The sequence below is a fragment of the Acinetobacter sp. YH12255 genome (assembly GCF_013417355.1).
Classification (GTDB): Bacteria; Pseudomonadota; Gammaproteobacteria; order Pseudomonadales; family Moraxellaceae; genus Acinetobacter; species Acinetobacter pseudolwoffii.
Genome location: NZ_VPEC01000001.1, coordinates 125,610 through 151,109, shown reverse-complemented (window position 1 = coordinate 151,109; position 25,500 = coordinate 125,610). Strand labels below are relative to the sequence as shown.

The window sequence follows — 25,500 nt, the reverse complement described above, 5'->3', positions numbered from 1 at the left end:
TAGTCGTAAAAAAGTGGCTAAAAAGCCACTTGGAAAGGTTCTAAAGTGAAATATTCAACTACGATCCCACTTTGGAATTTATGACACCTTTGGTCAAAGTTTGATTTAAGGCGAAGTTGAGTGTGAAGGATCGGTTTGAACAGAAGTATCGGTTCCTGTCGCATCTGCTTTACGGATATGGGGGTTCTCCAACTCCAATACTTCCTGTAAATGCAGATCAAAGACATCTGTGAGCATGCTGTCATAACGACGTGCATTATAGTGAAGCAGTTTTTCTGCTTCTCTATCATTAATAAAGCCATGTTGCTGTGCATCTGTCACATGCTCGGCAAAGCTTAAACCTTTAAACTGACCTTTGTTTTCAGCTTTTTTAAAGCGATCCCAAAGCTGTTCAATATCCAGTAGCAAAGCGAAAGTCGATTCCATGCGTCCAGTGACATCAGTTTCATGGGTATTGTAATAGACATGCTTTTTCAATACCTGACGGAATGCGTTATCTTCCATCATGCTATTTGCAACCTGCTGTTTAAGCTGGTCTGAGGGTTTGTGTACAGGACGGCCAAATGGGAAACATAACAGCTTGACCATGCCTGCTGCTGCACCGGCCGGGAAGTTAGCAAACAGATCATAAAATGCTTCCTGCGCTGTATAGAGTGACTTTTCTATTGCAAGCTGTGCATGCAAACGTTCAGCTTCAGTCTTTTTGCTATGCTCAAAATACTTCAGAATAGAGGAGGCAATAAGCAGGTGAGCATGAATATCGGCGAGACGTCCGGACAGCATTTCTTTGCGTTTGATATCGCCTGCCAGCAAACCCAGACACATGTCTGCGGTTAAGGCAAAGTTGGCGCTCAGCCGGTTAATGACCTTGTAATAAGGTCGGGTAAACTCAACCGCACTTTGAGGTGCTGTACTTGAACCACCCGTAAATGCGTAGGCAAAGGAACGGGCGGTACGGTTAAAGGTATAACCCAGATGTTTAAACAGTAAATGATCAAAAGGCTTGAGTGCTGCTGCCGGGTCTTCAGCCTGTAAGAGTTGTAACTCTTCATAAAGATAAGGATGACAGCGCATTGAACCCTGACCGAAAATCATCAGGGAACGACTGAGAATATTTGCACCTTCAACGGTAATGGAGACAGGAATTGCCTGATAATAAGGTGCCAGAAAATTACGTGGCCCCATCTGAATGGCGCGGCCACCGACCACATCCATCCCGTGATTTACTACCTTACGCATTCCCTCCGTGGCATAGTATTTGGCAATCGCTGTCATTACAGCAGGCTTGCCGCCCTGATTAAGGCCACAAGTCACCAGATAACGGAAAGCTTCCAGCATATAGGTATCACTGGCAATTTCACTATTGACTTCCTGAACACCTTCAAACTTGCCGACTGAAATTTTAAATTGTTGACGGATTCGGGAAAAAGCCCCGACATTTAAATAAGTCATTTCTGCCGCAGAAGTAGACAGTGCCGGTAGGGAAATGCCACGACCCACAGCCAGACATTCCATCAGCATGCGCCAGCCCTTACCGGCATTTTTTACGCCACCAATAATCCAGTCCAGAGGAATAAATACATCTTTACCTTCAACTGTACCATTCATGAATGGTGGGCCGGGATTATGACGAGGACCTACTTGCACCCCTTCGTGACTGGCAGGTAGCAGGGCACAGGTAATACCATATTCTGTCTGTTCGCCCAAAAGATGATCCGGGTCATACATTTTAAAGGCCAGACCTACCACTGTTGCAATGGGTGCCAGCGTAATCCAGCGTTTGGAAAAATTCATTCGCAAGCCTAGGACTTCCTGACCTTCAAACTGGCCATAGCAGACCACGCCAGTATCGGGAATAGCGCCTGCATCAGAGCCGGCTTCAGGACTGGTCAGGCCGAAACAGGGAATTTCTTCACCTCGCGCCAGGCCCGGCAGGTAACGGTTTTTCTGTTCCTCAGTACCATAATGCAGCAATAGTTCACCCGGGCCGAGAGAGTTCGGTACCATGCAACTCACGGCCGTGGTGAGGGAGCGAGAGGAAATCTTGCTCATCACCCGGCTTTGAGCAAAAGAACTAAATGCGCGACCACCATATTCTTTGGGAATAATCAGGCCCAAAAAACCATGCTCCTTAATATATTGCCAGACATGATCAGGCAGCGCTTTCTGCTCGTGAATTTCCCATTCATCCAGCATGCTGCACAAGGTTTCAACTTCATTGTCCAGAAAGGCCTGTTCTTCTAGCGAGAGTTTTGGATAAGGATAGCTATTAAAGGTTTCCCAGTTCGGTGCACCCATAAACAGTTCTTTTTCCCACCAGCTGGTTCCAGAGTCGAGTGCTTCACGCTCTGTCGGACTGATGCTCGGCATGGCATTGGCCAGTGCTTTATAGGCCGGTCTGGAAATAAACGACATGCGCAAAGGGTCGATTATCACCACGAGGCTGATCAGGATGAGCGGGATACCAAGAATCAGTGACCACGGACTAAGAAAGGCACAGACCACTGACACGACCATCAGCACGATTGCACCTGCACTACGCGAGAGCTGAAAATAGAAAACTGCCCATAAACTCAGTAATAGCAGTAGCACAGCGAAAATAAATGACATTGTTATATTTCTCCAGATTTATACAACACTGGCTTTGTCTGGATTTCTCGGATATTTCACCACCGTTCATTCATTTTTAGTCGTTCGAGAATCAGACAGGTTTAGCATTGGATTTGTGAGAATGATCTTTTTAAGTATGGCAACGATATGTTTAAGTCTTGCATCTATTTTGAGGTTGTTGGAAAAATGATCAATCTTCAAGTGAGAACGCGCAAAGAAATGTGAAGATAAGTAATGACTTAATCTTTATCTAAAATAAAAAATGGGGTTTAACGCTCAGTAAAATTTTAATATGGATATTAAAAAGCCCTCTACTGGAGAGTAAAGCTGATCAGTTAAAGAATTTAGAAATAGACTCTTTAACTGCTTAGTCGTTCAAGGTCGTTCAAGATGGAGTCTTAACTTTTTAAATCAAATATTTGTAAAACATTTGTTACTTTGGTTTTGCCCAAATGAGAAGCGAAACTTCGCAAGGAAGGCATCTTGTGATCCCTCACTGCAAAACTCGTCAGCCACTATCGACTCGTCAATTTGTCATGGAAACCATCATTTTTTTAATCTTGCGGTGCAATACACCTGATGCCTCAAACAGTTGCGGATGACTTTGCTATCTATCAAATATAATACTGAATTTAAAAAAGAAAATGCCAGTCAATTGCTTAACTGACTGGCATTACTCTACTTGAGGGGGCTTTTATTTCATTGGTTTAAACAGGACTAAGCTTCAATGGCCTTAACAGCAATTTTCTTGGCAGGGTCAGTTTTACGACGCACTGCTGGAACCGGTTCGCCGTAGTATTGACGATCGGCAAAGTAGCTTGAACGAACCATGGGTGCTGCCCAGATATTGCGGAAGCCCAGTTTTTGGCCATGTTCGGTATAACGTTCGAATTCTTCAGGGGTCACAAAGCGATCAATCGCTGCATGTTCTTTAGAAGGCTGTAGATACTGACCAATCGTCACATAGTCCACGCCGTGTGCATGCAAATCGTCAAGTAAGGCAAGCACTTCTTCTTCAGTCTCACCAATACCGACCATCAGGCCACATTTGGTTGGAATATTCGGGCAATATTCTTTAAACATTTTTAACAGGTTTAAAGAGTGCTGATAATCAGAACCTGGACGCATCGCCTTATATAAACGCGGCACTGTTTCAATATTATGATTAAACACATCGGGTGGACATTCGGTCATGATGCGCAGTGCAATATCCATACGGCCACGGAAGTCCGGTACCAGAATTTCAAGTAAAGTTTTTGGACTTAAAGCACGTGCTTCTTTAATACAATCGACAAAATGCTGCGCACCACCATCGAGTAAGTCATCACGGTCTACAGAGGTAATCACGGCATATTTCAACCCAAGATTAGCAATGGTTTCGGCCATGTGGCGCGGTTCATCTGCATCCAATGCATTTGGTCGACCATGTGCTACATCGCAAAATGGACAGCGACGGGTACAGATATCACCCATAATCATAAAGGTTGCGGTACCGCCACCAAAACATTCAGGCAGGTTTGGACAGGCTGCCTCTTCACAGACAGTATGTAGTTTTTGCTCGCGAAGCGTTGTTTTAATCCGTTGTACTTCTTCCGGCGCTGCCATCTTTACGCGAATCCAGTCCGGCTTACGTGGTGTTTCAACCGTAGGGATCACTTTTACAGGAATACGAGCGACTTTCTCTGCGCCACGAAGTTTGACACCCTGTTCAGGTTTACGGTTTTCAGACATATTCAACTTTTCCACTGTTTTTGAAGGGGGAGATGATCAAAGATAGCGCGTTTATTATAACGAACTTAGCTATAAATAGGGCAAAAAGGGGTATTCATTTAAAAAATGTTCTCATCAACCAATATATGTGAGTTAAATACACAAAATCAACAGGATTTACGTCATAATAAGCAGGTAGATTAAAGTGAATTTTTTAATTTTGAGGAGCGTTGAATGCCACGTAAAAAAGAGGTCGTTAGTGGGACTTTCGTTAAATATGATGCGGTAGTTCTAGGTTCGGGCCCTGCGGGCGAAGGCGCGGCAATGAAACTTGCCAAATCTGGTAAGCGTGTTGCAATCGTTGAGATGCGTGAACAGCTAGGTGGTAACTGTACCCATGTAGGTACTATTCCAAGTAAAGCATTGCGTCAAACGGTATCCAGTATTATCCGTTATCAACGTGATCCACTGTTTCAGAAAGTTGGGGACTGGAAACAGTTCACCATGAAGCAAGTATTGCGTCATGCGCATAAAGTGATTCAACAACAAGTAGATACACATTCACGGTTCTATGACCGTAACAAGATCGATATCTATCATGGTCGAGCCTATGTTCAGGATCAAAATACTATTTTTGTATTTAGTCCAGACGGCATTAAAGAAACCTTGGTGTTTAAGCAACTGGTCATTGCCAGCGGTTCACGTCCGTATCGCCCAGAAATTCTTGATTTTAATCATCCACGTGTATTTGATTCAGATAAAATTCTGGATCTGGACTTTTCTATCCAGAAAATCATTATTTATGGCGCAGGTGTAATTGGCTGTGAATATGCATCGATTTTTATTGGTCTTGGGCATAAAGTTGATTTGATCAATACCCAGCACAAACTGTTAAGCTATCTGGATGATGAAATTTCCGATGCGCTGTCTTATCACTTGCGTGAGCAAGGGGTGCTGATTCGTCACAATGAACAGATCGACTTCCTGGAAACATTTGATGATCACGTGGTGATGCACACGCAAAGCGGCAAAAAAATTAAAGCCGATGCAATTTTGTGGTGTAACGGCCGTTCAGGCAATACCGATGGTTTAGGTCTTGAAAATGTAGGTCTGAAACCAAACAGCCGTGGTCAATTGACTGTAAATGATCAATATCAGACTGAAGTTGAAAATATTTATGCTGCCGGTGATGTAATCGGTTGGCCGTCGCTTGCATCTGCTGCTTATGACCAAGGTCGTTGCGCGGGTGCCAATATGAGCGGTGAGCCAGACGTTGCCCCCGTTACTGATATTCCAACCGGAATTTATACCATTCCCGAGATTTCTTCGATTGGTAAAACTGAACAGCAGTTGACTGAAGAAAAAATTCCGTATGAAGTCGGTCAGGCCTCGTTCCGTCATTTGGCGCGTGCGCAAATTACCGGTGACACTATGGGCGAATTAAAGATTTTGTTCCATCGTGAAACGCTGGAAGTTTTGGGTGTACATTGCTTCGGTAATAATGCATCTGAAATTATCCACATTGGTCAGGCGGTGATGAACAGTCCAAACAATACGATCAAGTATTTTGTGGAAACCACGTTTAACTATCCGACCATGGCGGAAGCCTACCGTGTAGCGACACTCAATGGTATGAATCGTTTATTCTAAGCGAGATGTTTGCCTTGGATTTAAAAAACCCGTAAGTGAAGGCTTGCGGGTTTTTTGTTTTAAATGCTTTAAATCAGCTAGAAGATAAAGCATTGACCAATTCAATTCGGATGAAGATAAAGTTGATTAACTTGGTTTTTAAGCAGCCATTTTTCGGCATTCTTCTGCACAACGGCGACAGGCTTCTGCACATTGCTGACAATGTTCATGTTGGTGCTGACTGCATTCCTCTGCGCAATAATCACAAGCCTTGGCACACAGCTCGCAGATTTCCTGCATAAAAGGCGATTGCTTCTGCTCCATACGCGCGCAGAGCTGACAAATATCGGCACAATCCAGACAACGCTGGATGCATTCACGCATCATTTCTACATGTTCTTCTTTTAAGCAGGCAGCTGCACAAGCAATACAGGTGAGGGAGCAGCTCATACAGGTTTGAACACAATCTGACAAATGACTGGTATTCATCTTTTTCTCCTTAAGGCGATAAACATATTCATGACTGAATACGCTAAGCAGAAAAAGGAAAACACACTAGGTTAATTAGGTGAGAAAAAGTAAAGAATAACTTGGTTATGTAAAGGATATACGAAAGAATCTTATATTGATTAAGCTTGAAAATAAAATTCACTCGAGCAGAACTGGCAATATTCCAAAAATAAAACACCGTTGAGGTGGTTAGTTCCTCAATGCTGAAAGTGTATACCTCGCTGATCTAATTCTTCTGGAAGGCTGGATTATCCCTTTTTTATTATGATGTTTCTCATTAAAACGGGCGACTACTGGCAAGACTGATCCGTTTAAGCAAATGGTACTGATCGGCTGGAAAAAGACAACGGGAGTGTAAAGTCTCGGAATTTTCTTGTTCATGAGCATCTAAGAAAATTTCCAGATTGAAATAAAATTAAAAAAGTAATGATCAGTTTATGAATAACCTTGTATTTTTATTATTCTATTGATTATGAATCATTTAAGTTATTGTGCTGTGAATTGTGTTTATTTAGCTGAGTAAATTTCAGCAGTTTAATGCGCACAAAAGGCCTGATTAAAGTATTCAAACAGCTGCGGTGTCTGGATCCATAATGCCACCGACAGAGCGAATAAAAGCAAGAGCGCCACAGCAATCGAGATTTTGAGTATGAGCATAGAATCAGTCATGCACAATTTGCTCCTCATTGACCCAGAAATGTACCAATACGCCAAAAATGCTTAAGGCAATCGACAGCATCCAGACAGCATTATAATTACCACTCAAGTCATGATTGACTCCGCCAAGATAACCACCGAAAAACGAGCCGACCTGATGGGTAAAAAACACGATACCGCTGAGCATGGTCAGGTATTTCACCCCGAACATATTCGCCACAATGCCGTTGGTGAGCGGAACGGTCGATAGCCAGAGTAATCCCATAATGACACCAAAGGCATAGACTGTCCATGTGCTCAGTGGCAGCATGAGAAAGGCAATAATTGCGATCCCGCGTAAGCCATAGAGACCCATCAACAAATGCGGCTTGGAATATTTACCCCCGAGCCAGCCCGCAGTATAGGTGCCGACCACATTAAATAGACCCACCAATGCCAGAAAAATAGTCCCTGTGGTGGCATTAAAACCGTGATCAATCAGATAACCCGGCAGGTGAATGCCAATAAATACCACCTGGAAACCGCAGACAAAAAAGCCCATAGACAGAAACCAGAAGGGTTTATGATTTTTCACTACCAGCAGAATCTGTTTAAAACTGAGGGACACTTTATTGGGTGTAGATGCTGCATTTGGATGAATATACATTGGTGCTTTCAGCATCCAGGCCAGTGGTACAATCAGGGCAATCAAAATCGCACTGACCACCAATGCTCCTGACCAACCGACATTCTGTAACAGCAACAGGGTCGAAGGCAGCATGATAAACTGGCCAAAAGATCCGGCCGCACTGGCAATACCCATCGCCAGACTGCGTTTTTCTGGTGGTGCAGCACGTCCTACAGCAGACAGTAAAACCGGGAAAGATGTTGCAGACAGGGCCAGACCTAAAATCAGGCCCACACTCAGATTTAACAGCAGTCCAGTAGAACTGATCGCCATGAGTAGCAAGCCCACGGCATAGAGTGCCCCACCTACGGCAACGACAATCTTGCTGCCATATTTATCTGCGAAGGCTCCAGTAATGGGTTGTACTGCTCCCCAGATCAGGTTTTGCATGGCAATCGCCAAGCTAAAAACATTATGTCCCCAACCAAATTCATCACTCATCGGCACCAGATAAAGACCAAATGCATGACGTACGCCCAATGACAATGCCAGAATGATAGCGGAGCCAATCAGCATAAAAATAAGCGCTTTGGAAAATGGAGTATCGGACATAGGGTGAGCATGCAGATGAAATAAGCGCTTATGGTATTCGATTCAAGCTATGGAGGCGATAAAATAAAAATTAATCAAAAGATAAATTTTTTTTATCAATATTTTAAGCTTAAAAAAACGGCCGAAGCCGTTTTCCTAAAACCTGATCTTGAAATTAGAAACGCATCCCGAATCCTGCATAGGCCAGAATAGGATTGATTTCCACATCAGCTTTTGAGCTAATCAGGGTTTGTCCGGTATTTTCATTAATTACTGTAATTTTAGATTCATTTTTCAAATGGGCATAAGATACTGAACCAACTGCAAACCATTTCTCATTGAAATCATAAGTGAAGCCCACAGTCGCTACGGGAGCAAAGGCATCGGTAGCCTCAAGATCCACTTTCATTCTGCCAGTACTGTCCTTCATTTCCAAGGAAGCACCAGCATTCTGATTAATAATATTCTGGATCATATGACCTGCAGCAACGAGATCAGATTCAATGCCTTTATCCATTTCAAGCTCATTGAAATAAGCGTACATTAAGCCTACCCCTACATAAGGTCTGAATTTATTGACCCCGGTTTTACCAAAATGATACTGGAATTCAAAAGCAGGGGTCCAGGCACGTGCTTCTGCTGCTTTGCTAGACTGGGCTAGATCTGTAATTCTAATGTCATTAGCAAGATTCAAATTACCTGCAATCCCGCCTAATGGCGTTGCCACAGCGGCAAATGGCGCATAGATTGTGCCTTTGCCCTTGATATCGACCTTGGGAGGAATGCCGGCTTTCATTTCAAACGAAATATTATCGGTAAAATAGTAGTTGGACATAATGCCTAAGGTAGTGACATCATCGGCTTCCAGACCTGTTCCTGGATTATCCCATTCTGAAAGACCATATACGTAGGAATCTCCAGAAAGGCCACTAGATACTTTACCCCCAAATGCACCAATTAGTCTGACTAATCCTTCAACCACACGGTTTGGTTTGCGGTCGGGGTCAAGGTTGTCTATGACGGTTTGCGCCTGAATATCTCCAACTTTAGATTGATAGCCTTCATTAATCGCAGTATTGACACGAACAGGCTGTGCTTTACCTTGCGGCATGACATGCAAGGCACCGACTGATACAGAAAAGCGCTTAAAGCCATCTCCATCCTGCAGACTAAAATAAGGTGAATCTGCATGTGCAACCATAGGTAAAGTGGCTAGGCCTGCCATACATGCCAGCATTGTTTTCATTGATTTGGAACTCCATGTCCACTGTGTTTATTCGTTTTTCTAGTAAATTTATTATGTGAATTTCATTAAAAAATTCAGTTATAGAACAACAGGTCAAAGGTTAACCGTTGGTTAATATTTGTATCTATCGTATATTTTATGTTTTGTGGGATTGGGTTATTTAGATCAAACTACCTGAAAAATAGCTATTTAAGTCCATTATGCCCAGCTGGCCTTAGAAAACATTTGGTCTTTTTATCAGCATGTTTTTGATTTTGTATTTGACGCTCATGTTTGAGTTGAGACAAAGCACAGGGGGGGAAGTGGTTTGAGAATTGGCTAGTTTTTTTCTGCATGACTGCAGCCAGAAAAAGAGCTGGATGAATTTATCCTAGATCATGCTACCCAGTCACCTGAGTTTTTTTGTACAATAGGCACATATATTATTGAGTGAATCATATGAGCACCCAAACGCCTCCCCAAAAAAAGCCCCTAGTTAATTTGCCTTTCCCGATCAAACAAGCGGAGCAAAATGCTGCGGAAGAAGTTCTGGAAGATTTAAGACCAAGACCGCAGCGTTATGCTGACCGTACCTGGATGCCACCACGCGGTACGCGTCGTTCAATGGGTAAACGTTAATTGGTCGAACTCAAAAAGCTATGATGAGTCATGGCTTTTTTTGTGTAAATTTTTAGATATTCAGCAATTAATATTTCATCTATTTCCTTATTTCTCGAGCAGATAAAACCCTGGCCAGATTTTTCTCATTTCTCATTTCTCATTTCTCATTTCTCATTTGCATGATCTTGATCGAATACATGCAGCATCTCAAAAAGCTCATCGCTAAGCAGAATAAAATAATTAGTTGATCTATTGACCTTGCACATCTTATACCCATAAAAAAGCCAATTCAGAAATTGGCTTTTAGAGAGATAAGTTATTAGCGAATAGTTTTACGTGCTTTATTTTCCGGTTTCGGTGGCGCAATTTCTCGTACTCCTTGCCATACATCAATAAAGTCTTTTTCATTGAGATTATATAGCTCAAGTAGCGCTAAAATTACACCACCAAACAGCATGCCGCCTTCTGAATGACTCTGGAAGTCGACCAGTTTAGTATTTAGGTTATGCAGAATATCTTCAATTTCAAAGACACGTTCCCGCCCATTGCTGTCGGTTGGATAGATCTGGGTATTTAAAATAATTCTTGCCAGACTTTTTTCATTTTCACTTAGTGGTAGTTCTTCAATCAGTTCATCCGTCGCCGGAGTTAAAATGACTGAATCACGGAATATGGTATGTAGGAAATTTGCTGTTAGTTTAGGTAAAGGTTTTTCTACAAAAGGGCGAAAAGATTGCGGGAAAATGACATTGCGTGAAATGCCTTTAAACATCGGTGCAATTTCTTCGACTTTATAACCTGCGATCCCGCATCCTAAAGACGTAATAAAATATTTATTTTTAGAATGGTTTTTGGTGTAAATCTTGAAGTCATCGATATAGTGCTGGATTTGTGACAGCGGCATTTGCTGCAAATGCTCGTTCATGGTGGGAATCGCATAGCTTTGACCCGACCAGCCACGACCGACGCCCATCACTGCACCAAAATGCTCAAGCGCTGTTCTTGCTGCACCTGCACCATGCTGTCCCGCCAGATTGCTGCCAAAAACAAACACGGTATTTTCCGGAAGGGATTTAACAATACTTTCATCGTGATAGTGGTAAGTCATAATTGTCTATTCGAGGCCATCCTGATCTTCATGTTGCCTTTGATCGGGGTTGGGGTCAAGTAAAAAGCAGGGATGGCCTGAATGTTGAAAGACTGACTAAATATGAGAATTCTCAACATATTTCTCGACTGTCATCATCTGTTGGATTTCGGTATTTTGGCTATGGAATCTGCTCCGGCAAGTCTGAAATCTGCTAAAATTCCTGATCCGCATTCGAGTTGAGACATGTAGCTGTGACTGATAAGCAACCCTTTGAATTAGTAACCAGTTATCAACCCGCAGGTGATCAGCCACAGGCCATTGAAAAGCTGGTCAAGGGTATTGAACAGGGCTTTCATGATCAGCTTTTACTGGGCGTTACCGGGTCGGGTAAGACTTATACCATGGCCAATGTAATTGCACAGACCCAGCGTCCGACCATTGTCATGGCACATAACAAAACGCTGGCTGCACAGCTTTATGGCGAATTTAAAGCATTTTTCCCGAATAACGCCGTCGAGTATTTTGTCAGTTATTATGATTATTATCAGCCGGAAGCTTATGTGCCATCTTCAGATACTTTTATCGAGAAAGATGCCGCAATTAATGACCATATTGACCAGATGCGTCTTTCCGCGACCCGATCATTATTAGAACGTCGTGATGCAATTATTGTCGCATCAGTTTCTGCAATTTATGGTTTGGGTGATCCGAATGCCTACATGAGCATGTTGCTGCATGTGGTGGAAGGCGACCGCATTGGTCGTGATGACATTATCCGCCGTCTGGTCGAAATGCAGTATTCGCGTAATGAACTGGAATTCCTGCGCGGTACTTATCGTATTCGTGGGGAAATTATCGATATTTTTCCGGCAGAATCGGATCAGGATGCCATCCGGATTGAACTGTTTGATGATGAAGTCGACTCCATCCGCTGGTTTGATCCACTGACCGGAAAAATGGTGCGCAAAGTCCCGCGGGTGACGATTTATCCCAAAAGTCACTATGTCACGCCAAAAGACAATTTATCCCGCGCGATTGAAACCATTCGGGAAGAACTCAAAGAACGACTGGTGTTCTTTCGTGAAAATGACAAATTGCTGGAAGCGCAGCGGATTGAACAGCGTACCCGTTATGATCTGGAAATGATGCAGCAGTTGGGCTATACCAATGGCATCGAAAACTACTCGCGTCATTTGTCTGGACGTCCTTCAGGCGAGGCGCCGCCAACCTTGTTCGATTATATTCCCGATGATGCCTTGCTGATTATTGATGAATCGCATGTGACTGTGCCACAAATTGGTGCCATGTATAAAGGTGACCGTTCGCGCAAAGAAAATCTGGTGAATTACGGCTTCCGTTTGCCAAGCGCGCTAGATAACCGCCCGATGAAATTTGAAGAATGGGAACGCATTGTCCCGACCACCGTTTATGTCAGCGCAACGCCAGCACGTTATGAACTGGAAAAATCGCAGCAGATTGTCGAGCAGGTGGTACGTCCGACCGGTCTGATCGATCCTGAAATTGAAATTCGTCCGGTACTGACGCAAGTCGATGATGTACTTTCAGAAATTAATCTGCGCAAAGATATCAATGAGCGGGTACTGGTCACCACCTTGACCAAGCGCATGGCAGAAGACCTGACCTCTTATTTAAAAGAGTACGGGATTAAGGTCGCTTATTTACACTCGGATATCGACACCGTTGAGCGCGTCAAGATTATTCATGAGCTGCGTACTGGCGTACACGATGTGCTGGTCGGGATTAACCTGCTGCGTGAAGGTCTGGATATGCCGGAAGTGTCACTGGTTGCGATTCTGGATGCCGATAAAGAAGGTTTCCTGCGTTCTGAGCGTTCTCTCATTCAGACTATCGGGCGTGCTGCGCGTAACCTGAAAGGGAGGGCGATTTTGTATGCAGATCGAATAACTGACTCAATGCAAAAAGCCATTGATGAGACAGATCGACGTCGTGCCAAGCAGATTCAGTTTAATGAAGAGCATGGTATTACTCCGCGTAGCGCAGTCCGTCAGGTAATCAAGGAAATCGATACCGGTGAAATATTGGATGATGATTCAATTGAATTGAAAGCTTCTGATCAGGCGCGCGCGATCAGTGCAGATGAACGACATATCATGGCAGACCCGAAAATGTTTGCGAAGCATATTAACAAGCTTGAAAAGGAAATGCTGAAAGCCTCTAAAGAGTTACAGTTTGAGCAGGCTGCACGTCTGCGTGATGAAATTTTGCGCTTAAAAGCCCAGATGTTTGATTGATTTTTTTTACATGAAGTTTTATTTCGATGACCTAAAGTCAATCATAAACCAAACATAATGTAACAAATCAAGTGCTTGGATAAGGCTATTGTAAGAACAGAAAATTTTTAAATAAATATTTTGTGAACATATAATAGGTATTTTTATGACAACTCAAAATTCTTCAGGTAATGGATTGAAGCTGGCAAAAATTGCTGTGGGTAGTGCGGTTCTTCTTGGTTTTGGCGCGGCGACGATGGCCTATGCGCAAAATGAGCCATTAGCCACTGTTGAAAAAGTAGAACTGGACCGTTATTTGGGGACTTGGTATGAAGTGGCGCGCAAGCCTTTGTCTTTTCAAAATAAATGCGATCGTGATGTCACTGCAACCTATACCTTAAATGAAAATGGCAATATTGTGGTCGATAACCGCTGTATGAAAAAAGATGGTCAGCCCACCCAATCCTTGGGTGAGGCATTTGTGCAAGATCCACCGCAAAATACCAAATTAAAAGTCAGTTTCCTGCCCGAATTTATTCGCTGGATTCCGGTCGGGCGTGGCGATTATTGGGTCTTAAAACTGGATGAGAATTATCAAACCGTTCTGGTCGGTGAGCCTAAACGTAAATACATGTGGATACTGTCACGTAATCCGCAATTAGATAAAAATGTTGTAAACGAATATTTGCAATATGCACAGTCTGTGGGTTATGACCTGAGTGATGTGATTCATACCAAACAAACGCAAAGATAGAAATATCTTCTTAATCGAAACCATGCTTAGGCATGGTTTTTTATTTTTATGCCTAAAAATCTAGTTTAAAGTGGGGTAGTAATTTCACTTTAAATAGATGAAGCATCAAGCTTTCTAGTGTACTAATCGTTATAATGCCGGCGAATGAAAGTAGAGTTTGACTATGTATAAAGGCATTGCGTTATCTGTATTGGCCTCGGTGGTTTTCGGGGTGCTCTATGTATTTACGCCTTTCTTACAGCCTTTAGATAGTGAACAGACCTTTGCCTGGCGCATGCTGGCCACGATTCCGTTTTTAACTGCCTTTATGTGGTGGTCGGGTGATCTGCAACATATCAGCAGTATCTTTAAGCGGGTTTTGCAGCAACCTGCCTTGTTGATCTGGCTGCTGATCAGCTCCTTGTTATGTACCACACAATTATGGCTGTTCTTGTGGGGCCCTATCAATGGCCGTGGCCTAGAAGTCTCACTCGGCTATTTTTTGTTGCCTCTGGTGATGGTGCTGGTCGGCTGTATGCTCTATAAAGAAAAATTGTCATCATTCCAGATGGTCGCTGTCGCTTTGGCGGTATTGGGTGTAGGGCATGAGATCTGGCGAATTGGTTCAATCGCATGGGAAACGGTCTATGTGGCTTTGGCCTATCCTTTGTATTTTTTCATGCGGCGTAAATTTGCTACGGATCATTTGGGGGGCTTCTGGTGGGATCTATTTCTGATTTTGCCCGCTGCATTTTATCTGGGTTTTATTTATAGCGACTCGATGCAGCTCATGTTAAATCATTCTCATTTGATCTGGGCAGTATTGGTACTGGGTTTTTTGAGCGCACTGGGACTCGGTAGCTATATTCTCGCCAGCCGATATTTACCCTTTGTGATCTTTGGATTGTTGAGTTATCTGGAACCTGTGCTGTTGGCCTTTGCCTCGATGGCTTTGGGGGAGCGTGTGGAAGCTGGCGAGTGGCTGACTTATATTCCAATTTGGCTTGCCGTATTGGTGCTGGTGATTGAAGGAATTCTGCATCTATTTAAGCAGCGTAAACAGCAATTAGCGCTTAAAAAAAATCTGGCAAACTATCAGGATCGACTAGACTCTTAAAATTAAAAAGAGATCGAATGAATAAACAACATTTAACAAATTTCTGCTCCGTACGGGAAAACGCATGCTTTTAAAATTTTTGAATGCAAAATCATTTAGCTAATTGCAACTATTTCCCAGATTTATAGTGAATATACGTTAAAAACCACTCGTCTCGGTGAGCTTTTGATTCAAAGTTGCCTCCAATTCCATTACAATTATGGGGTTTTGAAATTTATGCCTAGATTTACAATTAATTAGAGGACGTATCTGTGAGCAAAGACACTATCGTTGCCCTACATGCAGAGCACCAAGGTCGCTGGAAAAACCGTGAAGAACTTGCGGAACGCATGATTGCCCTTGTTGGTCAGTTATATCGTGAAAAAAATATTGTAGCTACAGTTTATGGTCGCTCTTTAATTAACCGTTCTGTGATTCAGATCTTGAAAGCACACCGCCGTACTCGCGTACTCGATGTTGAACTTTCGGTTGTAAATACATTCCCAATTCTTGAAGCATTGGCGAAAGTTGAGAACATCGGTTCTGCTGAAGTTGATCTAGGTAAACTTGCTGTTGAATTTAAAGAAAAAGGCGGCGACATCGATGCATTTGTTGCAGACGCTGTTAAATCTCTAGAAGGTAATGCTGCTGCTGTAGAACATAAAGACGTAGTTCTTTATGGTTTCGGTCGTATCGGTCGTATCCTGGCACGTTTGATGATTGGTCAATCAGGTCTGGGTCGCGGTCTTAGCCTGAAAGCAATCGTGGTTCGTAAATCATCTGATGGTGATTTGGAAAAACGTGCATCTCTACTGCGTCGTGACTCGATTCATGGCCCATTTGCAGGCACGATTTCTGTAGATGAAGAAAACGAAGCAATTATTGCAAACGGTAACTTCATTAAAGTGATCTATGCGTCTAATCCTTCTGAAGTGGATTACACAGCATATGGTATTAACAATGCACTTGTGATCGACAACACTGGTAAATGGCGTGATGCTGAAGGTCTTGCTCAACACCTGAAATGCCCGGGCGCTGCTCGTGTTATTTTGACTGCACCTGGTAAAGGTGACATGAAGAATGTGGTTTACGGTGTGAACCAGGCGGACATCCTTGCTGAAGATAGCATCATCTCTGCTGCAAGCTGTACGACTAACGCAATTACTCCAACACTGAAAGTATTGCATGATAAATACACCGTGTTAAATGGTCATGTTGAAACAGTTCACTCGTTCACAAACGACCAGAACTTGATCGATAACTACCATAAAGCGGACCGTCGTGGCCGTGCTGCAACATTGAACATGGTTATTACTGAAACTGGCGCAGCGAAAGCAGTTGCTAAAGCGCTGCCAGCACTTCAAGGTAAATTGACAGGTAATTCTGTACGTGTTCCTACGCCAAATGTATCACTTGCAATTCTTAACCTGACTTTAGGTCAAGACGTTGATCGTGATGAAGTAAACGAATATATTCGTCAGATTTCAATCGGTTCGATCCTTCAAGGTCAAATCGGTTATACCAACTCGACTGAAGTGGTCTCTTCTGACTTTATTGGTTCACGCACTGCAGGTGTATTTGACGCGCAAGCAACAATCACTTCAGGCAACCGTTTAACTGCTTATGTTTGGTACGATAACGAAGTGGGTTATAGCTGCCAGGTATTACGTATTGCTGAACAAATGGGCGGCGTAAGCTATCCTAAAGTTCCTGCAGAAACAAATGCATAATTTGTTGATGTAGTTTAAAAAAGAGTCTCTATGGAGGCTCTTTTTTTATACTTATTTTTTATTGAAGTCGGGTGGATTCGATTCAATCACGAAATGTAAATCAGCTTGCTGACGAAATATTAATCTGTTAGCTTACAAAGAGTAAGTATATTAAAATCAGTAAGTAATAAAATCCCGAGATAGATTTATGACAAATTATGCAATTAGTCCGTTACTAGGGCAGGTTTTATCAACTGAATGTCCATCACGTGAAATATTGGAACATCTTGCCAATAAATGGTCGGTCTTGGTGTTGCGTTGCCTGAGTGAAGGTGTGCATCGTTTTAGTGAACTGAAACAACGGATTGAAGGGGTGAGTGAAAAGATGCTCTCCCAGACTTTAAAAGTGCTGGAACAAGATGGTTTTGTGCTCAGAACGGTTTATCCGGTTGTGCCACCAAAAGTGGAATATCAGTTGACCATTACCGGTTCACAAGCTGCAGATAAAGTGATGCAAATGATTCACTGGATTGAACATGGTTTACCAGAAATTTTAGAAAATAAACAACGTGTTGCCAAATAGAAGCTAAATTGCTTTTGGGGTAGCAAGAGATGAAAAAGTCAGAAAATCTGTTGGCTACTTTACTGGCAGTGTATGCAATCATTTTAGTTTTATGCATTGCGATTTATGCAATCTTCAAACTTTTAGATGTTGATATTGCTTTAGCGACCAATCTCTTGCTTTGGTCAGCAACGATCTTTGCACCGCTTGCAATATTAATGACCTATACCAGTTGGCGAGAGCAGAAAGGGATAGAAGTAATTGCTAATTATTGTAAAGGACTAGTTATTCAACTTGTTGAGCTTGAGCATCTTAGTAATCAAATATGTAATTATTTAATTTATAAACCTGATCGAAATGAAAGTATAAAAATATTGAATAAAAAATTTATATCTATATTTAATGAGCAAGAAGATGCTTTTAAATTTTTAGGTAAAGCAATATCTGATGGAGAATTAAAAGACCAAATTAGGAGATTTCAAAATCAATGTTTGCTTAACTATGTAAGATATAACGCACTGGTTGGTAGTGAAAATTTGGAACATATCGCGAATATTACACCTCAATTAGGTAGTATTCATCGAGAACAAAATTCTAATCTTAGAACAGAGTTAATGAAGTATGTACTTTACCAAAAGGAATAAACCGATCGATTTATTCCTTTGTGAATCAAGCATTTTGCATTTTCTTAAAATCCAAGCGATCAATCAGTAAAATTCCAATCGAGAAAATAAAGCCAAGGATCACGCAACCGATCCATTCAAACTGCTCCCAGGCATAGACTGCACCAAGCGAACCTAAAGCGGCACCACTAAAGTAAATCGTCATATAGACTGCATTAATACGTGAACGCGATTTAAGATCAATCCGATAAACCAGATTCTGATTCAAAACATGGAAGGCTGTCAGACCAAAGTAGGCCATCAGCACACCAATCGCATAGATTACAATATTGTGCTGGGCAAAATATAAGGGCAGTGTAGAGCCGAACATCAGGACAATGCATAGCTTGGCGACCAGATTTTCTCTACCTTGTCCTACGGTTTTGCCTGACCAGCTTGATGAATAAATCCCGATCACGCCCAGTAAGCCAAATAACCCAATTTCGAAATCGGTGAAATAATAAGGTGCATTGCCTAATACAAAAGTCATCGAGGTAAAGATCATCGATAAAATTCCAAAACCCAAGGCACCCGCACAGGCACGCCGGATTAAATGTGGATTCTGACCTGCAAGGCTAAACAAAGAGCGGTAAATGTCACCAATAGTTAAGCCTGCCTGAGCTTGAGTATCGGGTAGTTTTTTCCACATGAGTGCTGCAAAGAGCAAGGTGATCACACCGCTGGATAAATACACACCTTCCCAAGACCAGTAAGTGGAAACAAAGCCGGCAAAGGTACGTGACAGAATAATTCCCATCACCAACCCACTCATCAGCTTACCCACTGTAGCAGCGCTGGATTCAGGTGGGCTAATGGTCGATGCAAAAGGAATTAAGATCTGCGCCGAGATTGCGCCAAAGGTGGCACACAAGGTAAACAGATATAACATTGATAAAGTCGTACTGAATGAAAGCAATATCTGCGAAATGGCTGCAAAGACCATCAGGTTAACGATCAGTTTGCGTTTATTCAGAAAGTCTCCCAAAGGAACCAAAAGCATTAAGCCGAGGACATAACCAATCTGTGCAATCACCACGGCAAAACCGGCCTGACTGGTACTAATGCCCAGACTTTTCTCGATTGAATAGATCAGAGGCTGGTTAAAATAGGCAGAGCCTGCACATAAGCCACATGCCATTGCCATCAATAATACAAATTGTGATGACAATGGACTGACAGATTTCCTTTCTGAATTGCTCATAGGCCCGACTCTTTTAACATTGCCTACACTATAGGCAGTTGCACGACAAAGCAGAAATAATTAAAAACAATCAAGTGATCATTAAAAAGTATATTAAAACAAAAGCATAGAGCTTAGTTTTGAAACTTATCAAAAATTAATGGCTGTTCAATAACATGACAGGATTAAATAAGCGATCTTCATGGAATAGCATATAAATATAGTCGAGAAATTCTTTAAAATATGGCAGAATATGGGGTTTTAAAGTTTTTAGAGGATTGGCAATATGCGCTTTGTTGATGAAGCAGTCATTACCGTAGAGGCTGGCGACGGTGGCAATGGCGTAGCCAGTTTTCGCCGTGAAAAATTCGTGCCATTTGGTGGTCCAGATGGTGGTGATGGTGGTCGTGGTGGCAGTATTTATATACAGGCTGACGACAACACCAGTACGCTAGTTGATTATCGTTATACACGTAAATTCCGTGCAGAACGAGCAAAAAATGGCCGTGGGGCGAACTGTGCTGGTCGTGGCGGTGAAGACACCGTATTAAAAGTTCCAGTCGGAACAACAATTGTAGATGTTGAGTCTGGCGACATTATTGGCGATTTGATCGAAGATGGTCAACGCGTGAAAGTGGCAGCAGGCGGTGACGGTGGTTTAGGAAATACGCACTTTAAATCATCGACCAACCGTTCACCACGTAAGTGTACGCATGGTCAAAAAGGCGAATTCCGTGAAATCCGTCTGGAGCTTAAAGTTCTGGCAGATGTGGGCTTGCTGGGTATGCCAAATGCGGGTAAATCAACCTTCATTCGTGCAGTATCGGCGGCAAAACCAAAAGTGGCAGATTATCCATTTACCACCATGGTGCCAAACCTGGGTGTGGTCGATGCCGACAGTCACCGTTCATTCGTGATGGCCGATATTCCGGGTCTGATTGAAGGCGCATCTGAAGGTGCAGGTCTGGGGATTCGCTTCCTGAAGCATCTGGCACGTACCCGTATCTTGTTACACATCGTTGATGTACAACCGATTGATGGTTCAGATCCGGCGCATAATGCCAAAGCAATTTTGAAAGAGTTAGAAAATTTCTCCCCAACACTTTCAAAACTGCCGATCGTATTGGTGCTGAATAAAGTCGACCAATTGGCTGAAGAAACACGTGAAGAATGGTGTACTCATATTCTTGAAGAATTGCAGTGGGAAGGCCCGGTTTTTGAAACTTCTGGCTTAACCGCTGAAGGTACCAAAGACGTGGTTTACTACCTGATGGATCAGATCGAAGAGCAGCGTGAACGCGAAGCTGAAGATCAAGAATATGCAGCAGAAATGAAAGCATTCCGTGATCAGCTTGAAGCTGAAACACGTGAACAAACCATCGCTGCAAAAGAAGCGTATCGTGAGATGCGTCGTCAGCAACGTCTTGCCGGTATTCTGGGCGACGACGAAGATGATGAAGATGGCGATGATGATAGTGATGTGGAAGTGTACTACGTACGCTAATCTCTGAGAGAAGAGTCTGAGGACAAGATGATAGAAGTGGTAGATGGGCAGCGTCAGCTCAAGGGTTGTAAACGAATCGTTGTTAAAATCGGATCATCTTTACTCACAGCAAACGGACAAGGTTTAGATTTAGATGCCATCTCGCACTGGGCGGGACAAATCGCAGATCTACACAATGCAGGACACGAGATTATTCTGGTGTCTTCCGGTGCTGTGGCTGAAGGTATGGTGCGAATGAAACTTGAGAATCGACCCACCGATCTACCCAGTCTTCAGGCTTGTGCTGCCATTGGTCAGATGGGCCTGATTCATACCTGGTCAAGCGTACTGGAGAAACACCAGATTCGAACGGCGCAGGTATTATTGACCCATGATGATCTGGCAGATCGTCGCCGCTATCTCAATTCATGTGATGCTTTGCAGAACCTGATTGACTGGCGCGTGATTCCAGTGATCAATGAAAATGATACCGTTTCTACCGATGAAATCCGCTTTGGTGATAACGACACGCTGGCTGCCATGGTGGCAGGTCAGGTGCATGCCGATCTTCTGATTATCTTAACGGATCAGGAAGGTATGTTTGACTCAGATCCACGCTCGAATCCAGATGCCAAACTGTTCCATACGGTACGTGCGATGGATGAGAGCCTGTTTGATATGGCCGGTGGTGGTGGTAAATTTGGTCGCGGCGGCATGCTGACCAAAGTTCGTGCTGCACGACTGGCGGCAAAGTCCGGTTGTCCGACCTTAATTGCAAGCGGTGATAGTGATGCTGTGCTATCTCGTCTGATGTCTGGTGAATTGTTAGGAACCTTGTTTGTGACTGACAAAGATCGGATGACCGCGCATCAGCAATGGTTGGCAGCACACCTGCAAACGGCAGGTCGTTTGGTGATTGATGATGGTGCGGTAAAGGCCATTAAAGACAATCATCGTAGCTTGTTGCCTGTCGGCGTCAAAGCGGTTGAAGGACATTTTGAGCGCGGTGATGTGGTGGAATGTGTGGATACACAAGGTCACCGAATTGCAGTCGGTCGTGTTAACTTTAGTTCGCGTTCGGCAGATATTGTACGTGGTCTGGCTTCTGATAAAGTGCATCAGGTTTTAGGTGAAGCGCGTTCACTCGAGATGATTCACCGCAATCATATGGCGATCTACTAAGTCATTCAGATTTAAATTTCAATCATAAAAAATCCCGCTTTCGAGTGGGATTTTTTATGACATCTTAATGCGATTTATTTAATCCAGCCCATCCGGATTAATGGCGCAAACAGTGACTGATGAATAGTTAAAATAAACTGCATGAGTTTATCCTGATATTTCCACCACAATGGTAATCCAGCTAAATTTACTGTTATTGCAATCAGGAATGCACCCAGCATATCCATCGGAAAATGCACACCGACATAAACACGTGACCAAGCTACTAGCCAAGCTGTCCAGATTAGAATTCTTCCCAAATCACGTTGTGATGAAAAATAACAAGATAGGGCAATCCCACTAAAAATACTCATATGATTGCTGGGAAAAGAACCTGTAGGTGCATGTTCGATCAGGGTGCGACCAATATCTATTACAAACGGACGTGGGGTATTCAGGATCGCGGACAATACCTCGCTGATCGACAAGGTAATTGCTGTAAAAATAAATGCCTTGATAATGCCAGTTTTTACTTCATAACTGCCACGGAACCAGGCAATAGCAAAAATCAGCAGAAAGAGATAAACCAGATCATGCGCAATCAGGGAGGCATATTGGATCATCCAGATCGAGGCGTGTTCAGGTACATTTAGGATATGAAACAGGTAAAGATTCAGTTGGTCAAGAGACATGAGCAGAGAGGATTGGTACAAATGTCCGTTACTCTAAACCGGTCAAACCTCAACTCCTACCTGAGTTTGTATGAATTTGTAGCCTTGATTATTAAAGAATATTCAAATGATAGAAAACCACCCAAAAGGGTGGTTCTTAAAAATCCGAATAATATGATGAAATCTTATTTAAACTGAATCGCACCATTGGCACTCACCGTCATTTGCGATTCACCCGCAGCAACTTCCTGCTCTGGAACAGCCATATCCGCCGATGCAGCTTTCATCATGGCCATACGCGGTACAGGTTGTGGTGAATAGTTATTGGTATTCAGATTTAAGTTTACCAGTTGATAACTCGGTTTGTTCCAGGCTTGAGTCAGTGCCTGTGCGCGTTGCTGGAAGTTTTTAGAGGCTTCAATCATCAGCTCATTTTCGACTTTTTTGCGCTTTTCGTCTGAAACTTTGAAGTTAATCGACTGGGTCTGGAAGTGCTGTTGTAATTCAGCAATCAGTTGAGACGCTGCTTTAAAATCTTTCGATTCCAGACGAATCTGGGCACGTCCAAGCCATTCTTTCAATTTGCGGTTATCATTGTCATAAATAGGGTAAGTGCTTTGTGCGCCCGTCTCGATTTTCACAGTTGGATATTTGCGCGCTGTGGCAATGGCCTGATTCATTAGCTGGTTAATTTGTGTAGCCAATTCAGCTGGCTGTTTGTTGGATTTTTCAATATAAAGCACGGCATGCATTTCATCATTCGAGATTTCACGACTGGCCTCTGCTGAAAGATTCACAACATTGTAATTCAGCGATTCGGCCGGAGCTGCAAATGCGCCTGTGGCCAAGGTAGATGCAAGGATAAAACTGGTAAGTGCTAAGAGACGCATGAAATTGTCCTGTTTTTCTTAAAATTGGCCATCTAAGCCGTTGTTAAAATATTAAATCTCAATTGTGATCTTTTTACGAAATATTTGTGGTAAGAGTGTTAAATTTTCTTTCATTTTACACTCTTACTTGATCTATGTTTATCGTTAATAATTAAGTACTTAATGGTGGATTTTAAGCTTTTTTGCCTGAATGTTAGCTGTGCTACAAAAAAGCATAAAAGAACCCGCTTTTCTTTCTGCTGTCACACTGTAAGATGATCATACAGGTTATAGGTTGGTGTGATGTTTTTTTTCGATAAAGATTAGGACAAAATGCGACTGAAAGTTGTTTATTTTCCTGAAAAATTCGGTATCATCCGCCTCCTAGTTATTTAAATACAAACTGCTAGCTAGAACCTCTTTATAAAGCGCCGAGTCAAAGGACCAAACGTCACCAGACTTATTTCTTTCACCCATATCAGAGATGGTAATTCGATATGAGCGTTACTTCTGTAAACCCTGCCACCAATTCCACAAACGAATACTACTTGACTCGCCAAAGTCAGATGGAATCGAATGTGCGTAGTTATCCACGTAAATTACCGTTAGCGATAGCAAAAGCACAAGGTTGCTGGGTTACCGATGTTGAAGGTACTGAGTACCTTGATTGTTTAGCTGGGGCAGGGACGTTGGCATTGGGCCATAATCATCCTGCAGTCATTCAAAGTATCCAGGATACAATTGCAAGCGGCTTGCCATTGCATACACTGGATTTAACTACGCCTTTAAAAGATGCTTTTACTGAAGCACTTCTTTCTTATCTTCCAGGTGGTCAAGAAGAATACTGCTTGCAGTTCTGTGGCCCATCCGGTGCAGATGCAACAGAAGCAGCCATCAAACTTGCGAAAACCTTTACCGGTCGTAGCTCGGTGATCAGCTTCTCTGGTGGCTATCACGGTATGACACATGGTGCATTGGCCATGACCGGTAACCTGTCTGCGAAAAACGCAGTTAACGGTTTGATGCCAGGCGTTCAATTCATGCCGTATCCGCATGAATACCGTTGCCCATTGGGTCTTGGTGGTGAAGCGGGTGTTGATGCTTTAACGTATTTCTTTGAAAACTTTATTGAAGATGTAGAAAGCGGTGTGACTAAACCGGCAGCTGTGATTCTTGAAGCAATTCAAGGGGAAGGCGGTGTGGTAACTGCACCTGTGAAATGGTTGAAGAAAATCCGTGAAGTGACTGAAAAGCACAACATCGTGTTGATTCTTGATGAAGTTCAAGCGGGCTTTGCACGTTCAGGAAAAATGTTTGCCTTTGAACATGCGGGCATCGAACCTGATGTGGTGGTGATGTCTAAAGCTGTTGGTGGTAGCTTGCCGCTCGCAGTACTCGGTATTAAACGTAAGTTTGATGCTTGGCAGCCAGCAGGTCATACCGGTACGTTCCGTGGTAACCAGTTGGCAATGGGTACAGGTCTTGCAACGATCAATACCATTAAAGAACAAAACCTGGCGCAAAATGCCCAAGAACGCGGTGATTTCCTGCAGTCTGAGATTAAACAACTAGCTGCCGAATTCCCATGTATTGGTAACGTGCGCGGTCGCGGTTTGATGATTGGTGTTGAAATTGTGGACGAGCGCCAAAAGGCAGATCACATGGGTTCTTTACCTGCTGATGGTCAATTGGCAGCAGCGATCCAGACGGCGTGTTTCAACAATAAATTATTGCTTGAGAAAGGTGGTCGTAACGGTACAGTGATTCGTTTACTTTGCCCATTGATCATCACGCATGACGAATGTGTTGAAGTGATTGCTCGCTTTAAGAAAGCAGTTGCTGAAGCTCTTGTTGCAGTTCGAGGCGCATAAT

General features: G+C 43.0%; 21 protein-coding genes. 11 read left to right on the top strand and 10 right to left on the bottom strand.

The genetic code is table 11. From position 1 onward, the window contains the following. Nucleotides 1-105: 105 nt before the first annotated feature. A complete protein-coding gene (locus FTV30_RS00745; RefSeq protein ID WP_180000826.1) occupies nt 106-2,610 on the bottom strand; it encodes an acyl-CoA dehydrogenase in 2,505 nt (834 codons plus the stop codon). A gap of 717 nt (nt 2,611-3,327) precedes the next feature. Then, nucleotides 3,328-4,341 (bottom strand): lipoyl synthase, encoded by a 1,014-nt coding sequence (gene lipA, locus FTV30_RS00740; protein ID WP_180000825.1) that lies wholly within the window; start codon nt 4,339-4,341, stop codon nt 3,328-3,330. Between the two features lie 213 nt (nt 4,342-4,554). Here lipA and sthA point away from each other — a divergent pair, with 213 nt between their 5' ends. After that, nucleotides 4,555-5,970 carry a Si-specific NAD(P)(+) transhydrogenase gene (gene sthA / locus FTV30_RS00735; RefSeq protein ID WP_100355232.1) on the top strand — a complete coding sequence of 472 codons (1,416 nt, stop codon included), beginning with the start codon at nt 4,555-4,557 and terminating at the stop codon, nt 5,968-5,970. Between the two features lie 138 nt (nt 5,971-6,108). Here the strand turns inward: sthA and FTV30_RS00730 are convergent, their stop codons facing one another. The 4 genes from FTV30_RS00730 to FTV30_RS00720 all read right to left on the bottom strand — a co-directional run bounded on the left by FTV30_RS00730 (nt 6,109) and on the right by FTV30_RS00720 (nt 9,560). Beyond that, nucleotides 6,109-6,438: a four-helix bundle copper-binding protein gene (locus FTV30_RS00730; RefSeq protein WP_100355231.1), complete on the bottom strand. Its 330-nt coding sequence runs from the start codon at nt 6,436-6,438 to the stop codon at nt 6,109-6,111. Nucleotides 6,439-6,993: 555 nt separating this feature from the next. Next, nucleotides 6,994-7,128, bottom strand: coding sequence for a hypothetical protein (locus tag FTV30_RS16160; RefSeq protein ID WP_005096435.1), 135 nt, complete (start codon nt 7,126-7,128; stop codon nt 6,994-6,996). Then, nucleotides 7,121-8,335, bottom strand: a complete 1,215-nt coding sequence (locus FTV30_RS00725; RefSeq protein ID WP_180000824.1) for an MFS transporter — start codon at nt 8,333-8,335, stop codon at nt 7,121-7,123. Before FTV30_RS00725 ends, FTV30_RS16160 begins: the two co-directional genes overlap by 8 nt. A gap of 154 nt (nt 8,336-8,489) precedes the next feature. Further along, a complete protein-coding gene (locus FTV30_RS00720) occupies nt 8,490-9,560 on the bottom strand; it encodes an OmpW family protein (RefSeq protein WP_074383021.1) in 1,071 nt (356 codons plus the stop codon). 438 nt (nt 9,561-9,998) lie between these two features. Here FTV30_RS00720 and FTV30_RS00715 point away from each other — a divergent pair, with 438 nt between their 5' ends. After that, on the top strand, nt 9,999-10,178 hold the full coding sequence (locus tag FTV30_RS00715; protein WP_074383020.1) for a hypothetical protein: 180 nt from the start codon (nt 9,999-10,001) through the stop codon (nt 10,176-10,178). 301 nt (nt 10,179-10,479) lie between these two features. Here the strand turns inward: FTV30_RS00715 and FTV30_RS00710 are convergent, their stop codons facing one another. Then, complete coding sequence (locus FTV30_RS00710; protein WP_180000823.1) at nt 10,480-11,268, bottom strand: hypothetical protein; 789 nt, start codon at nt 11,266-11,268, stop codon at nt 10,480-10,482. Nucleotides 11,269-11,501: 233 nt separating this feature from the next. On the opposite strand from FTV30_RS00710, the gene uvrB reads away from it, so the two are divergent. The 6 genes from uvrB (at nt 11,502) to FTV30_RS16155 (ending at nt 18,246) form a co-directional block, all read left to right on the top strand. Then, a complete protein-coding gene (gene uvrB, locus FTV30_RS00705; RefSeq protein WP_005096439.1) occupies nt 11,502-13,523 on the top strand; it encodes an excinuclease ABC subunit UvrB in 2,022 nt (673 codons plus the stop codon). A 145-nt stretch (nt 13,524-13,668) separates the two neighbouring features. Beyond that, a complete protein-coding gene (locus FTV30_RS00700) occupies nt 13,669-14,256 on the top strand; it encodes a lipocalin family protein (RefSeq protein ID WP_100328754.1) in 588 nt (195 codons plus the stop codon). A 163-nt stretch (nt 14,257-14,419) separates the two neighbouring features. Then, the gene (rarD, locus tag FTV30_RS00695) at nt 14,420-15,352 is read left to right on the top strand and encodes an EamA family transporter RarD (RefSeq protein ID WP_074383018.1); all 933 of its coding nucleotides are present in this window, start codon (nt 14,420-14,422) and stop codon (nt 15,350-15,352) included. Nucleotides 15,353-15,603: 251 nt separating this feature from the next. Then, nucleotides 15,604-17,061 (top strand): glyceraldehyde-3-phosphate dehydrogenase, encoded by a 1,458-nt coding sequence (locus FTV30_RS00690; protein ID WP_005096443.1) that lies wholly within the window; start codon nt 15,604-15,606, stop codon nt 17,059-17,061. 187 nt (nt 17,062-17,248) lie between these two features. Next, complete coding sequence (locus FTV30_RS00685) at nt 17,249-17,623, top strand: helix-turn-helix domain-containing protein (RefSeq protein ID WP_074383017.1); 375 nt, start codon at nt 17,249-17,251, stop codon at nt 17,621-17,623. A 29-nt stretch (nt 17,624-17,652) separates the two neighbouring features. Further along, entirely contained in the window at nt 17,653-18,246 is a 594-nt protein-coding gene (locus tag FTV30_RS16155) for a hypothetical protein (protein WP_252721249.1), read from the top strand. Between the two features lie 25 nt (nt 18,247-18,271). Here the strand turns inward: FTV30_RS16155 and FTV30_RS00675 are convergent, their stop codons facing one another. Next, nucleotides 18,272-19,465 (bottom strand): MFS transporter, encoded by a 1,194-nt coding sequence (locus FTV30_RS00675; protein ID WP_074383014.1) that lies wholly within the window; start codon nt 19,463-19,465, stop codon nt 18,272-18,274. Nucleotides 19,466-19,730: 265 nt separating this feature from the next. Here FTV30_RS00675 and cgtA point away from each other — a divergent pair, with 265 nt between their 5' ends. Then, a complete protein-coding gene (cgtA, locus tag FTV30_RS00670) occupies nt 19,731-20,948 on the top strand; it encodes an Obg family GTPase CgtA (protein ID WP_180000441.1) in 1,218 nt (405 codons plus the stop codon). Between the two features lie 27 nt (nt 20,949-20,975). Beyond that, nucleotides 20,976-22,109 (top strand): glutamate 5-kinase, encoded by a 1,134-nt coding sequence (gene proB / locus FTV30_RS00665; protein ID WP_074383013.1) that lies wholly within the window; start codon nt 20,976-20,978, stop codon nt 22,107-22,109. Between the two features lie 74 nt (nt 22,110-22,183). Here proB and FTV30_RS00660 read toward each other — a convergent pair whose 3' ends face one another. Continuing rightward, nucleotides 22,184-22,780 carry a phosphatase PAP2 family protein gene (locus FTV30_RS00660; RefSeq protein WP_005096450.1) on the bottom strand — a complete coding sequence of 199 codons (597 nt, stop codon included), beginning with the start codon at nt 22,778-22,780 and terminating at the stop codon, nt 22,184-22,186. A gap of 164 nt (nt 22,781-22,944) precedes the next feature. Continuing rightward, nucleotides 22,945-23,649 carry an SIMPL domain-containing protein gene (locus tag FTV30_RS00655; RefSeq protein WP_180000822.1) on the bottom strand — a complete coding sequence of 235 codons (705 nt, stop codon included), beginning with the start codon at nt 23,647-23,649 and terminating at the stop codon, nt 22,945-22,947. Nucleotides 23,650-24,125: 476 nt separating this feature from the next. Between FTV30_RS00655 and FTV30_RS00650 the strand changes: the two genes are divergently transcribed. After that, nucleotides 24,126-25,499 (top strand): diaminobutyrate--2-oxoglutarate transaminase, encoded by a 1,374-nt coding sequence (locus FTV30_RS00650; RefSeq protein ID WP_005171702.1) that lies wholly within the window; start codon nt 24,126-24,128, stop codon nt 25,497-25,499. The last annotated feature ends 1 nt before the right edge of the window (nt 25,500 follow it).

Excerpts from the sequence above, each read along its gene's own strand:
- FTV30_RS00745 (WP_180000826.1), bottom strand. The coding sequence starts at position 2,610 with ATGTCATTTATTTTCGCTGTGCTACTGCTATTACTGAGTTTATGGGCA.
- lipA (WP_180000825.1), bottom strand. The coding sequence starts at position 4,341 with ATGTCTGAAAACCGTAAACCTGAACAGGGTGTCAAACTTCGTGGCGCA.
- sthA (WP_100355232.1), top strand. The coding sequence starts at position 4,555 with ATGCCACGTAAAAAAGAGGTCGTTAGTGGGACTTTCGTTAAATATGAT.
- FTV30_RS00730 (WP_100355231.1), bottom strand. The coding sequence starts at position 6,438 with ATGAATACCAGTCATTTGTCAGATTGTGTTCAAACCTGTATGAGCTGC.
- FTV30_RS16160 (WP_005096435.1), bottom strand. The coding sequence starts at position 7,128 with ATGACTGATTCTATGCTCATACTCAAAATCTCGATTGCTGTGGCGCTC.
- FTV30_RS00725 (WP_180000824.1), bottom strand. The coding sequence starts at position 8,335 with ATGTCCGATACTCCATTTTCCAAAGCGCTTATTTTTATGCTGATTGGC.
- FTV30_RS00720 (WP_074383021.1), bottom strand. The coding sequence starts at position 9,560 with ATGAAAACAATGCTGGCATGTATGGCAGGCCTAGCCACTTTACCTATG.
- FTV30_RS00715 (WP_074383020.1), top strand. The coding sequence starts at position 9,999 with ATGAGCACCCAAACGCCTCCCCAAAAAAAGCCCCTAGTTAATTTGCCT.
- FTV30_RS00710 (WP_180000823.1), bottom strand. The coding sequence starts at position 11,268 with ATGACTTACCACTATCACGATGAAAGTATTGTTAAATCCCTTCCGGAA.
- FTV30_RS00700 (WP_100328754.1), top strand. The coding sequence starts at position 13,669 with ATGACAACTCAAAATTCTTCAGGTAATGGATTGAAGCTGGCAAAAATT.
- rarD (WP_074383018.1), top strand. The coding sequence starts at position 14,420 with ATGTATAAAGGCATTGCGTTATCTGTATTGGCCTCGGTGGTTTTCGGG.
- FTV30_RS00685 (WP_074383017.1), top strand. The coding sequence starts at position 17,249 with ATGACAAATTATGCAATTAGTCCGTTACTAGGGCAGGTTTTATCAACT.
- FTV30_RS16155 (WP_252721249.1), top strand. The coding sequence starts at position 17,653 with ATGAAAAAGTCAGAAAATCTGTTGGCTACTTTACTGGCAGTGTATGCA.
- FTV30_RS00675 (WP_074383014.1), bottom strand. The coding sequence starts at position 19,465 with ATGAGCAATTCAGAAAGGAAATCTGTCAGTCCATTGTCATCACAATTT.
- cgtA (WP_180000441.1), top strand. The coding sequence starts at position 19,731 with ATGCGCTTTGTTGATGAAGCAGTCATTACCGTAGAGGCTGGCGACGGT.
- proB (WP_074383013.1), top strand. The coding sequence starts at position 20,976 with ATGATAGAAGTGGTAGATGGGCAGCGTCAGCTCAAGGGTTGTAAACGA.
- FTV30_RS00660 (WP_005096450.1), bottom strand. The coding sequence starts at position 22,780 with ATGTCTCTTGACCAACTGAATCTTTACCTGTTTCATATCCTAAATGTA.
- FTV30_RS00655 (WP_180000822.1), bottom strand. The coding sequence starts at position 23,649 with ATGCGTCTCTTAGCACTTACCAGTTTTATCCTTGCATCTACCTTGGCC.
- FTV30_RS00650 (WP_005171702.1), top strand. The coding sequence starts at position 24,126 with ATGAGCGTTACTTCTGTAAACCCTGCCACCAATTCCACAAACGAATAC.